Genomic DNA, 11,689 nt, shown 5'->3' on the forward strand with positions numbered 1-11,689 from the left:
AACATAGGCGCTACCTTCCGCCTTAGGGAAAAGGAGAGAAGGGCATGACCATCGCCGCCTTCGTGGTTGGGCTGGTGCTGTTGATCGTGGGAGCCGAAGGTCTGGTCCGGGGAGCATCACGGCTGGCTGCCCGCCTGGGCATCTCTTCGCTGATTGTCGGCCTGACGGTTGTGACCTTCGGCACCAGCGCGCCGGAGCTGGCGGTCAGCCAAAATCGACGCCGCAGCCTCGCTGTGCCATGGTCGTGTCTCACCATTGAACGGTAAGGAGGAGCGCCAAACCGTCATGCCTGAGGATACTTTCTGGTTGGAGCTGCTGAGCAACCGTGGGGTGAGTTCGGTAGCGCTGGTGGCGGTTCTCGTCACGCTGCGCTTCCTCGTGGTGCGCGTCATACGTGGCCGGGAAGAGATTCTGTCCGATTCCCGCCGCGCGTGGCTGGCCCGCATCCGGAGCGTCACCGTGGTCCTCGCCCTGGCCGGCCTGGTGCTGATCTGGCTGCCCTCCCTTCACACCTTCGCCTTGTCCCTTACCGCCTTCGCTGTAGCGCTGGTGATCGCGACCAAGGAGCTGATTCTCTGTCTGTCGGGCACCGTCCTGCGCGTCGTCAACCAGCCGTTCGAGATCGGAGACTGGGTCGAGATTGGCAATTTACGTGGCGAGGTAGTCGACGAGACCATGCTGGCCACGACCCTGCAGGAAATCGGCGGGCCCGTGGGTCGCTTCGAGTACTCAGGCAAGACCATCGTGGTTCCCAACAGCGTTTTCCTGACCACCTCGGTCAGGAACCAGAATTTCTTCAAGAAGTGGGTGTATCTCGAAGTCTGCGTCGTCCTGGAGCCCGACGTGGACATGCGATCCGAACTGCCGGGACTGGAGGATGAGGTGGGGGCGTTGCACGCCCCACATGCCGAATTGGCCCAACGTTATAGCGCGCTGATCAGGAAGCGGAGCGGCATCGACATCGCCGACCCCCGCCCTCGCGTTACCCTTGCCACTACCGACATTGGCAAACAGCGTGTCGGCGTCACGCTGTTCTGCCCCACACCCAGCGCCTTTGAGCTGGAACAGGCCATCAACGATGCCGTGCTACGCCGTTACTGGCAGCTGCGCAATATGGCGAGCGCTTCGCCGGAAACATGACCAGAAACCTGCTGATCAAGAGTATATCATCAGGCCATAATGCTTCATTAACACGCGATTCAGCTTATTCCGCAACATTGTGTTCGCTCGCTAAGCACGACGATCACGCTACCCGTTCGATCATCTGGGCGTAGATTTCGCGATCGGTGGCGTAGCAGCGACAGGAGGCTGCCTCGAGGCCGGGGCGATCATGCACGCTGACCCTACCCCGTTGGTAGTCGATCAGTCCGCGCAGCTGCAGTGCCTTGGCCGCCCTGGTGACGCTCGCCCGCCTTACGCCCAGCATTCCGGAAAGAAATTCGTGGGTAATATGCAACGGGTCACCGTGAGTCCGGTCGTGGGTCATCAACAGCCGGCGCGCCAGGCGCGCCTCCACGTCATGGAAATGGGAGCAGGCTGCGGATTGGGATATCTGGCTCATCAGGACATTCAGATAGCGCTTCATCAGACTCTCCAGGGCAGGGCGCCTTTCCAGGTGGTCCTGGAAGCAGGTTGACGACATGCGCAGCGCCGTCCCGGCCCCTTGCACCACTTCCTGGAGCGAGGTGACTCGCCCCCCGAGCACCAGGGAACCCCCCACCATGCCTTCGTTGCCGGCCATGGAGACCTCCAGCCGGCCACCGCTCTCCAGAGTGGCAACCAGGGAAACGAAGCAGTCAAGGGGGAAGAGGGCATGGGTGATGCTGTCGCCGGGTTCGGCCAACCTCTGGCCGAACTCCAGCTCCACGGTTTCGCAATCGGCGAGGAAATGTTGTCTGTCTTCTTCAGGCAGGCTGTCGAGAAGTCGATTGCTATATGAAGGGGAAGTGGTGATATCCATGTGGCGGCTCCTGGCGTGAATAATTGCCATCGGCACATGGAAAAATCATGTGAAAATCCGATGTCAGGAACCGATCGGGAAATAACGATGTTTTTCCGTCGGCGACATCGTCGAGAGTAGCATTCCCCTCATCACTGGTCCGTACGGTAGTGTACATAAAGAGGAGAAATGCTCCTATAAAAACCCAGGAGGGTTCGTTTTAAGGTCAATTGCGAAGCAATAAAGCAGCATCGAAACCTTCACTATGTGCGCTATTGATCCCACCTCATTCATCAGGGTGCCGAACGAGGGTGTTGAACCGAGTGATTGCTGGCATCGACCCACTTCAACGTCATTCGACCGCTTGGTAGTCAGTTGACCTATGCCCGATTCGACTTTCATCCAGCCTTTTCATAACTAATAGAAATCGATGCCTGCTGCCGGCGCAGCCGTGCCCGCCGACCTCCGTTGTGGCCGCTTTGCCTGCTGCGTGGATCGTGGTGACGCCGGGGGTCAGACCAGGGCCGTCAATCGAGGTAGCCCTTTCAATAAGGTGGGCCACCATTTGTCGGCGGCATCGCCGAGGTGAACCGTGATGCGCCGGGCGTGCAGCGACAACGTCGCCGCGACCTTGAGCACCTGCTCGCGCATCCGCATCAGGCTCCAGCCCTGGTGCGTCCGGCTCTCCAGCAGGCGCCGCAGCCCATGCAGGACCTGGTAGGCGCAGAGGCTCAATAGCAGGCTCACTTCGTTGCGGGCCATCACGTCCTGGACGGTAGAGGCACCGCGATCCGTCGAGGAGAGGTGCACGTCGAGCGCCGATTTCACCTCGCCCATGTGCGCCTCGGCGCTGCCGCGCTTGCGGTAGAGTGCCAGGACCTTCTCTGGCGGCCAGTCGAACTTGCCGAGGTTGGTGACCAGGAAGAAGGCATGCAGCAGCAGGTCATCGGGGCGTTCCTGCACCACCAGCACCACGCGGCGTGGCGCCGGCCAGGAACCGGCTTGGTACTCAAGATCGTGGCACCACTCTCGAGGCTGCTCGGGCGGGCGGCCTCGTGGCCGCTTCAGGTACGGTGCCGCCAGCGTCTGGAGGCCTGAGTGACTGCGCAGCCGTCCCAGGTATTCGATGCCGCGCTCTTCCAGGGCCTCCAGCGTGTCGTTGTCGGTGAAGCCCGCATCAATGCGCACCCGAACACGGGCGCCGGTGCTCTCGTTGAGCCGACGCACCAGGTGCGGAATCCAGGTGTCGGCATTCTCGGCCGGGCCGGCGTTGCCCTCACGCAGTAGGCCACCGACCATGTCGCCGGTCTCGGCCAGCGAAGCGACCAGCGGCGAGTATATCCGTGTGCCAACATGACCATGGTAGGCCGACCCGCCCTGATGGCCGTGTACCTCGATCGGCAGGCCGTCAATATCCAGCGTCAGGTGCTTGGGGCGCTCGCCGTTCTTCAGCGAGGTCAGACGCCAGACCACCAGTCGCAGCAGGCCTTCGTGCACGGCATCGATGTTGTCGTTGTGTCCAAGGCACGTCAGCAGCCGCGACAGCGTGGCTTGAGACGGTCGGCTCTGTGCCAATGGCGTTGTCCCCCGCGCATCGCTGCAGGCCAGCTGCCAGACCGGATCGCGGCGCAGCGTGGTGGTATCACTGAGATCAATCCAGCCCATGGCCCGTTGCAGGACCACGGTACGAACTTGGCTGGCCAGTGAATGACGGACGCGTTGGGGGTCGCGACGGTCGACCAGGTTGTCCTCCAGCGCGTCGATCACACCGCTGTTGTCGAGGGCCTCGCGCAGCAGCAGAGCACCGCTGTCGCTGGTGGTGCGCTGACCGCTCATTTCGACGCGGATGGACCCGTTGCAGGAGGGAGTCCAGGTGGATAAGCTTTCACCCATGGCGAGTAGTCCTCTTGAATCGTGTTCTGGCAGGAACATCTTGATTCTACAAGAGAAACTGCTCGCCATCTTCTTTTCTATCTCAGCCCGGTGAATAAGGCGGGTTGATTGTATGGAGGCGAAGCTGACACACCACCAGGGCCGGCAGGGTGCTGGGCAAGCCTCCGAGCTCGGGTCGTCATGGGTACTGCACGAAAGCCGTCGGGTCGGTCTCAATCGCGCCTTCTGAGCATTACGCCGCCGCGTACCAGGTACCGGTTTCCTCTTGGTACTCGGCGCGACCCACGGCGACGAGCGACAGCAGCCCGTCCTCGACGGCCTTGCGCGGCTGGCACTTGAACAGCTTCGCCAGGCTCTCGACGGTATGGGGGCGCTTCGCCAGGGCCTCGCGCAACACGCGCAGCTGCTCGGGCATGGCCTTGGGGAAGGTGGCCTTGCCCTTGGCGGGGGTTGCCGCAGCCTTCGATGCATCCTCCTGATCGGTAGCCATTGACGTAGCCGCCTCCCAAGGCAGAACGCGTCTTCCAGCCACCAATGAACGGGGGTTGTCGACGATATCTTGGGCCTCCGGCCACTCGGCGCGACGTGGGTTGTGGTAGCGATAGACAATGGCCCGGCCAGTCTCGTCGGGGATCAGCTCGCCGGTGGTGGGGCTCACCTTCATGCTGATACCGTCCCAGATCGTCACTGGCGCGCCGTGCTCGTCCAGCTCCGGATCCCGGCTGTCGTACTCGATCAGCGCATCGCGACACTCGATGTTCTTGAAGTCGCGCAGGATCGGCTCGATCAGGGTCGGCATCACCAGGCGCTCGACATAGGCCCGCGGGGTGTAGTGGGCGCCCAGCTTGTGGCGCTCGCGCGGGTCCAGGGCGCGTTCCAGCAGAGTGCCGAAGACGGCCGGCTCGACGAAGCGCCAATCGGCCTTGGCGGCGTCGATCAGCAGCTGGATCTGCTCGACGGTGAGCGGGATGAGATCGATGTCCTTGAACAGCCCGCCGTTGGAGGATCAGCGGCCGTTTGCATAGGCGATATTCGGAGTCACACTTCAAACCAACCGTTTGGGGAATAGCTGGCTGCGAAAAAGGGGTGCACACTGCCTGATATCAACGGCCCTTTGAAGCGGCCTGAATTTCAAGATCCCCAGCGGTGGCGGCATCGACCGGGTATCCCTGCAGGACATCCATGCCTATTCCCACCAGGCAGCAGACACAACGGCCGCAATGGCTGATCGGACTGGTCATCATGACCGTGGTCGGGCTGGGCTATTTCGCCGGAGCCTGGCTGGGCGTGACCCAGACCATCTCACCCGATGGTCAGGCCATCATCTGGCCTCCCAATGCCGTGGCCCTGGCGGCGCTGTTACTGCTGCCCGTACACCGCTGGGCGTGGATTATCCCGGCGGTGATGGCCGCGGAGATCATCGCGGATATCCCCGCCTTTCCGCTGTGGGCGGCAGTGTCCTTCGGCCTGGTCAACCTGTTCGAGGTCTTCCTCGCGGCCTCGCTGGTCCGCTGGTTCACCGGTCCCCGTTTCGATTTTGACAGCCTCGCCCGGGGCGGCTATTTCCTGCTGTTCGGCCCCTTGCTGGCGGCCGGGACCGCCGCGCTCTTGGGAGCGGGGGTGTATCGCGGGCTGGCCGGAGAGGAGGCTGAGTATCTTGCCCACTGGCAGATGTGGTGGTTCGGCGATGCCCTGGGACTTTTGCTGCTGACGCCGCTGGTGGTCATCTTTGCACGCCAGTGGCGCGAAATGCTCCACGCCTGGACCCGCTGGCGTCTGCTCGAGGCGAGTGCACTGCTGTTGCTGCTTGGCGTGATGGGCATGGTGCTCATGGCCACGGCAGGGGTGGAGGACGGCGGTCATCCGCTGTCGCTGGTGCTGTTGCTGCCGCTGGTACTCTGGGCGGCGGCGCGCTTTGGTGTGCCCGGTGCGGCGGCGCTGGTGGCGCTGGTGACGGCTACCGCCATCGCCCGGACCCTGTATGGGGCCTGGCCGTTGCATGGCGAGGACCCGAATGGCGCCATTCTTGCCCTGCAGGAATTTCTTGCGGTCACGGCGACCGTGGGGATTGGCGTCGGCCTGCTGCTGCACGAGATCGAGGCCCAGCGCATGCGGCTGCACCTGTTCGAACGCACGATGGAGTCCACCAACGACGCGGTCATCATTACCGATGCACGGCGCCGCGATGATCCCATCATCTGGGTCAACGATACCTTCGAAACCCTTTTCGGGTATTCGCGCGACGAGGTCATTGGCCGGAATTGCCGCCTCCTGCAGCATGGCGAAGAGGACCAGGACGGCGTAAGGAAGGCCCGTGATGCCTTGCGCCTCAAGCAGCCGGTAAAGACCCTGGTACGCAACTACCGCCGCGACGGCCAGCCACTGTGGATCCAGCTGAGCCTGGCCCCGGTAGGCGATTCCCGTGGCCGGGTTACCCACTTCGTGGGCGTGCTGCACGACCTGACCGAACTCAAGCACTTGGAAGAAAAGCTGGAACGCCGTGTGGCGGAACGCACGGAAGCCCTTCAGGAGGCCAACCGCCGGCTGGAACGGATCGCCGCAACCGACCCACTCACCGGCGTCGCCAATCGACGCCAGTTCATGAGACAGGCAAAACGTGAGCTCGCCCGGGCCCAGCGCAATGGCACAACGCTCTCGCTCATCTGCCTGGACCTCGACCACTTCAAGGCGATCAACGACGTCCATGGCCACCAGGTCGGGGACCAGGTGCTCACGCAGGTGGCCTCGACCATGGAACAGAACCTGAGGCCCAGCGACCTGCTGGCCCGGATGGGGGGTGAGGAATTCCAGGTTCTGCTGCCGGATTCCGATATTCGGCAGGCGGGCGAGGTTGCCGAACGCATTCGCGCGACCCTTCACGAGCTTGAGATCAGGCTGTGCGATACGGTGGTCAAGGTCACGGTCAGCGTGGGCTGCGCGCAGATGGGGCTTGATGGCAGTGACATGGATTCGCTGATGCGCATCGGTGACCAGCGCCTCTACGAGGCCAAGTCCCTGGGGCGGGATCGGGTGGTGACAGGAACTGCCGATGGCGTACATGCAATATAAAAGGCTGAACTGGTCCGGTTGATGATGCTCCGACCTCGCTGGTTCAGCATCATATCGAGCAGCAGCCCCCCTTCAGTAAGAGCCGCTTTGCGGCCGGCGCTATCCATCCCGCACAACCATACTCGCACAAAAGGTGCGGGGCATTTCACGCACTTTGCTAATAATCCGGGCCCCTTCTAGCGCTTGGTGTCACGCTTCTGGGGCAGGAACCTGTCGCCGTTCAGATCAGGTTGAGAATCACCAGTGCCAGGGTGCCGCCGGTCAGGACATAGCCCAGCAGAGCCAGCAGACCGTCGTTGGCGAGCAGTGCCAGGGCGAAGAGCGTCAGGGCCAGGCCCGCGCCATTGGCGGTGAAGGGCACCACCTCCATGGGAGGCATGGCCAGGGCGATCAGCAGGCAGGTCAGGGCGATGGGGAGATGGGCCGGAGGCCGTGTGAGCTGAACGAGGCGCCTCTTGAGCAGACGGTCGGCCCAGCGGGCAGGACGCTCCATCCAGTGTGTGGCTTTTGCGAAACGTTCCCGCGAGACCCGTCGTTCCAGCAGCCAGGCCGGTAGCCAGATATGTTGACGGTTCATCAGCAGTTGGACGGAGGAGAGAACCACCAGGATGGCCATCAAGGTGGGCACACCGGGAATGTCACCGACCAGCGGGGCCAGGGTGATCAGCCCGGCGACCAGCAGGAAGGGGGCGAAGGAGCGGCGCCCCACGTGGTCGAGGATGGCGCCGAGGCTGACGCTCTCCCTGTGCTGACCGGCCTGCTGGACCCTTGCCAGCAGGTCGGTCAGCGGTGACTGCTCCGGGGGGTCGCCGGTGTCACCGGCCATGCTGCCTCCGGGTCCAGAGCAGCAGGGCGCCGAGCAGCAGCAGTGCCGGCCCCACGAAGGCAACCGGGCTCGAGGCCCACCAGCCGATGATGGGCAGCAGGGCACCGATGATCAGCAGGACAATGGCGAAAGTTCGGACCGTCATGAGCAGCGTCTCTATCGAGGTGGATCAACATTGTAGCGTCGTAGCAGAGGGCCATGCAGCCCCGGGGCTGTTGCCGTGTCCCGAGATGGCGTAAAGTGGCTTCAACACGGTCCTTCTCCCGAATTCGGGTGGAGGGCTGTTTTCGTTGACGGTGCCCAGGAGGTTCCGCATGCCCTTCTCGCTCTGGCTATCCCTGGCCGCTGTCTGTGCCATGGGGGCCATGTCACCCGGTCCCAGCCTGGCCCTGGTGCTGCGCCATACCCTGGGGGGAGGGCGCCTGCCGGGCGTCGCGGCGGCCCTCGCCCATGCCCTGGGCGTGGGCTTCTATGCGCTGCTCACGGTCTGGGGGCTGGGGGCGCTGATCGTGCGCTTTCCGATGCTGTTCCAGGCGATCACCTGGGGTGGTGCGGCCTACCTGGCCTGGTTGGGGATCAAGGCCCTGCGCGCCGGGCGTGGCGGTGCCCTGGATGCCGCCGCCATGGTCACCAGCCGTCGTCAGGCGGCGCGCGAGGGCATGCTGGTGGCGCTGGGCAACCCCAAGCTGATCCTCTTCTTCATCGCCCTGCTCAGCCAGTTCGTGACCCCCGATATGAGCCTCGCTGCCAAGGCACTGGTGGTACTCACGGCGATGGTCATCGATGGCGGCTGGTACGTGCTGGTGGCGGTGGGCCTGTCCCACTCGCGGGTGTTGCCCTGGCTGCAGGCCCGGGCTCACTGGCTCAACCGCATCACCGGCGTACTGCTGTTGGCCCTGGCACTGCGGGTAGTGGCAGGGCCCATCGCCTGATCGCTTGCGTTGACGCATATCATGAGGTCTTCCTGGGCCCCAGGCGTTTTGCTGATACGCTGAAGCTCAGCGCCCTGGTGGAAATTCCCTGGATGAATGACCTGACGATGCAATCCCCACGACTGGCGGTGGTACTCGAGGAGGATTCCGATGCCGCCGCGACCCTGTCGCTGCAGTTGCGCACGCTGGGGATGGAATCCCGCTACTGCCGGCACGGCCAGCACCTGATCGGCGAGGTCGTGGCGCGTCGCCCTCAACTGGTCATCATGGCCCTGGAATTCGGCCAGCAGGATGGCATTTCCATGCTGCGCCTGCTGGCCGAATGTGGTTACCGCGGCCGGGTGCTGCTGCTCAGCGGCGTTGAGCGCAAGATCGCGCGCATTGCCGAACGGCTCGGCCAGGCCCTGGGATTGCAGATGCTGCCCTCGTTGGACAAGCCGATGCGGCTCATGGAGTTGCGTGAATGCCTCGAGGCCCTGGCCATGGGCCATCCGTCGGATGATGCCTGCACCGCCACCCCCCCTTGTCGCATAGAGGAGCTCGATCGGGCCTTCGCGCGCCAGGAAATCACTCTCCATTACCAGCCCCAGTTCGAGCTGGCCAGCGGCCGCATCAGCGGTGTGGAGGCACTGGTCCGCTGGGCTCACCCCGAGGCGGGACTGCTGGTGCCCGGTCGCTTCCTGCCGCTGCTCACGCCCGACCAGAACCGCCACCTGACCCGCCGCGTGCTCCAGCTGGCGCTGGAAGATGCCGCCCGTTGGCGCCGGGACGGTCTCTCCCTGTCACTGTCGGTCAATGTCACTGCCGATGATCTGATGTCGCCGGAGCTGCTCTCCCTGATCAGCGAGGCGCGATGTTCGGCGGGTGACACTCCCGTGGTCCTGGAGATCACCGAGACGGCCGCCATGGAGGACGAGCTGCTCGGCAGCGAAGTCGCGGCTCGGCTGCACCTTGGTGGCCTGGAGGTCTCGGTGGATGACTTCGGGGTGGGCTTCTCGTCGCTGGCCCGGCTGCAGCTGCTGCCGATCAGTGAGCTCAAGGTCGATCGCAGCTTTGTCAGCCGCCTGCTCGAGGATGCCCAGGATGCCGCCATCGTCGAGGCAGTGGCCCTGCTGGGGCGTCGGCTTGGCATCCGGGTGGTGGCCGAGGGGATCGAGGACCTCGCCTGTCTGGCCAGCCTGGAACGCTACGGCTGTACCCATGTGCAGGGCTTCGGCCTGGCGCGGCCCATGCCCGCTGGGGATATCCTGGCGTTGGCCAATGCTCAATCCCCGATCCGCGCCAGCAGTGCTTCGATCGGCGCGCCCGCGGATAACACCCCGTAGGCCGGTCCGGCCTCGTCACCCAGCCGTGAGCGGCAGAAGGTCTCGGCCACTTCTGGTGGGGCATGGCGCAGCAGAAGGGCGGCCTGCAGGCACTGGGTCAGCCGCTGGGCCAGCCAGCGGGCACGCGGCTCCAGCGCCTCGGGCGGCGCGGCAAGTTCGGCGTCCAGCCGAGCGAGGGCGCCGTCGAGCTCGGCCTGCTGCCCACGTACCGCGGTCAATTCGGCCTGCAGCGCCGCCAGTGCTTCGGGATGGCGGCCCAGTACGCGCAGCAGGTCCAGGCAGATCACGTTGCCCGACCCCTCCCAGATCGAGTTGACCGGCGCTTCGCGGTAGAGCCGCGCCAATGGTGCTTCCTCCACATAGCCGATTCCGCCCAGGCACTCCATGGCTTCGGCCATGAAGCCCGGCGTGCGCTTGTTGTGCCAGTACTTGGCCAGGGTCGGCAGCAGCCGTGACAGGGCCCGCTCATCGGCATCGCCACGGGCGGCGCCATCGAAGGCCCGGGCGGCCCGCATCCCCAGCGCCAGGCCGGCCTCCACTTCCAGAGCCATGTCGGCCAGCAGCACCCGCATCAGCGGCTGCTCGGCCAGCGCCCGGCCGAAGGCATGGCGCTCCCGGACATGCTGCCAGGCCTCCACCAGGGCCTGGCGCATCATGCCCACCGGGGCCGTGGCGGCATCGAGCCGGGTCTGCTGGACCATCTCGAGAATGGTGGCGATGCCGCGTCCGGGCTCGCCCACCGGCTCGGCTAGAGCGCCACGATACTCGATCTCCGCCGAGGCATTGGCGCGGTTACCGCACTTCTCCTTGAGACGCTGCAGCTCGATGGCGTTGCGCTCGCCCTCCGGCGTGAAGCGCGGTACCAGGAAGCAGGATAGACCCTCGTCGGTACGGGCCAGGGTCAGGAAGGCGTCGGACATGGGAGCGCTGCAGAACCACTTGTGGCCGGTCAGCCGCCAGCCGTCCCCCGTGCTCTCGGCTCGCGTGGAATTGGTGCGAACGTCGCTGCCGCCCTGCTTCTCGGTCATCGCCATGCCGAAGGTCAGCCCGGTCTTCTCTCCCGCGGGCAGCACGCGCGGGTCGTAGGCCCAGGCCAGCAGCCCCGGTGCCCAGTGTGCCTCGACGGCAGGCGTCTGGCGCAGCACCGGCATGGCGGCATGGGTCATGGTGATGGGGCAGCAGAAGCCGGGCTCGGCCTGAGTCAGCAGGTAGAGGGCGGCGACATGGGCCTGGTGGCCGCCGCGCCCCTCTTCCTGCCAGGCCACTGCATGCCAGCCGTGTTCGATGGCCAGCTGCATCAGCTCGTGGTAGGCGGGGTGGTAGACCACTTCGTCCAGCCGTCGGCCATGACGGTCGAAGAGCCGCAGCTCGGGTGGGTGGCGGTTGGCCGCTTCCCCGAGGGCCTGGACTCGAGCGCTGCCGACCTCGCGTCCCAGCGGGACGAGGCGTCTGGTCACCCACTCCGGGGCCTCCCGGGTCAGGGCTTCCTGCAGCGGGGCATCCCCGGCGAGCAGGTCGCGGTCCGCCGGCGGCGAGGGCTGGTTGGTCACCTCGTGGGTGGCCAGCCGGGTGCGGGGAGCGGGGTCGGACATGGTGGTGCTCCGCAGGTGAGGCCTGTCTTGAGCATGGTCGTCGACACGGGCGCGGTCAACGCATGGCGTGACGCTGCCGCCGTGACTGGGTAGGCTGAAGGCATTTCTCCCGG

The 11,689-nt window shown here is 64.9% G+C and carries 11 protein-coding genes; 5 read left to right on the forward strand and 6 right to left on the reverse strand.

Annotated features, from left to right (window positions below; all coding sequences use genetic code 11):
* The first annotated feature begins 44 nt into the window (after positions 1-44).
* Both HALO32_RS05060 and HALO32_RS05065 read left to right on the forward strand, forming a co-directional pair.
* A complete protein-coding gene (locus tag HALO32_RS05060) occupies positions 45-266 on the forward strand; it encodes a hypothetical protein (protein ID WP_151442695.1) in 222 nt (73 codons plus the stop codon).
* A gap of 19 nt (positions 267-285) precedes the next feature.
* Positions 286-1,140, forward strand: coding sequence for a mechanosensitive ion channel family protein (locus tag HALO32_RS05065; protein WP_151442696.1), 855 nt, complete (start codon positions 286-288; stop codon positions 1,138-1,140).
* Between the two features lie 103 nt (positions 1,141-1,243).
* Here HALO32_RS05065 and HALO32_RS05070 read toward each other — a convergent pair whose 3' ends face one another.
* The 3 genes from HALO32_RS05070 to HALO32_RS18080 all read right to left on the reverse strand — a co-directional run bounded on the left by HALO32_RS05070 (position 1,244) and on the right by HALO32_RS18080 (position 4,631).
* Positions 1,244-1,960: a Crp/Fnr family transcriptional regulator gene (locus HALO32_RS05070; protein WP_151442697.1), complete on the reverse strand. Its 717-nt coding sequence runs from the start codon at positions 1,958-1,960 to the stop codon at positions 1,244-1,246.
* Positions 1,961-2,452: 492 nt separating this feature from the next.
* Positions 2,453-3,871 (reverse strand): IS1380 family transposase, encoded by a 1,419-nt coding sequence (locus tag HALO32_RS05075; RefSeq protein WP_151442698.1) that lies wholly within the window; start codon positions 3,869-3,871, stop codon positions 2,453-2,455.
* Between the two features lie 193 nt (positions 3,872-4,064).
* On the reverse strand, positions 4,065-4,631 hold the full coding sequence (locus HALO32_RS18080) for a hypothetical protein (protein ID WP_225809755.1): 567 nt from the start codon (positions 4,629-4,631) through the stop codon (positions 4,065-4,067).
* Between the two features lie 383 nt (positions 4,632-5,014).
* On the opposite strand from HALO32_RS18080, the gene HALO32_RS05090 reads away from it, so the two are divergent.
* A complete protein-coding gene (locus tag HALO32_RS05090; protein WP_151442700.1) occupies positions 5,015-6,901 on the forward strand; it encodes a sensor domain-containing diguanylate cyclase in 1,887 nt (628 codons plus the stop codon).
* 220 nt (positions 6,902-7,121) lie between these two features.
* Here HALO32_RS05090 and HALO32_RS05095 read toward each other — a convergent pair whose 3' ends face one another.
* Together HALO32_RS05095 and HALO32_RS17935 are read right to left on the reverse strand one after the other, a co-directional pair.
* The gene (locus HALO32_RS05095; RefSeq protein WP_151442701.1) at positions 7,122-7,727 is read right to left on the reverse strand and encodes an exopolysaccharide biosynthesis protein; all 606 of its coding nucleotides are present in this window, start codon (positions 7,725-7,727) and stop codon (positions 7,122-7,124) included.
* A complete protein-coding gene (locus HALO32_RS17935; protein WP_192576439.1) occupies positions 7,717-7,872 on the reverse strand; it encodes a hypothetical protein in 156 nt (51 codons plus the stop codon). The genes HALO32_RS05095 and HALO32_RS17935 overlap by 11 nt, the downstream gene beginning before the upstream one ends.
* Before the next feature lie 169 nt (positions 7,873-8,041).
* Here HALO32_RS17935 and HALO32_RS05100 point away from each other — a divergent pair, with 169 nt between their 5' ends.
* Positions 8,042-8,659 carry a LysE family translocator gene (locus tag HALO32_RS05100; RefSeq protein WP_151442702.1) on the forward strand — a complete coding sequence of 206 codons (618 nt, stop codon included), beginning with the start codon at positions 8,042-8,044 and terminating at the stop codon, positions 8,657-8,659.
* Positions 8,660-8,751: 92 nt separating this feature from the next.
* A complete protein-coding gene (locus HALO32_RS05105) occupies positions 8,752-9,984 on the forward strand; it encodes an EAL domain-containing response regulator (protein ID WP_151442703.1) in 1,233 nt (410 codons plus the stop codon).
* On the opposite strand, the gene HALO32_RS05110 is transcribed toward HALO32_RS05105, so the two are convergent.
* Positions 9,924-11,576 carry an acyl-CoA dehydrogenase family protein gene (locus HALO32_RS05110; RefSeq protein WP_151442704.1) on the reverse strand — a complete coding sequence of 551 codons (1,653 nt, stop codon included), beginning with the start codon at positions 11,574-11,576 and terminating at the stop codon, positions 9,924-9,926. The genes HALO32_RS05105 and HALO32_RS05110 overlap by 61 nt on opposite strands.
* Positions 11,577-11,689: the final 113 nt, after the last annotated feature.

The sequence above is a fragment of the Halomonas lysinitropha genome, assembly GCF_902500215.1.
GTDB lineage: Bacteria > Pseudomonadota > Gammaproteobacteria > Pseudomonadales > Halomonadaceae > Halomonas > Halomonas lysinitropha.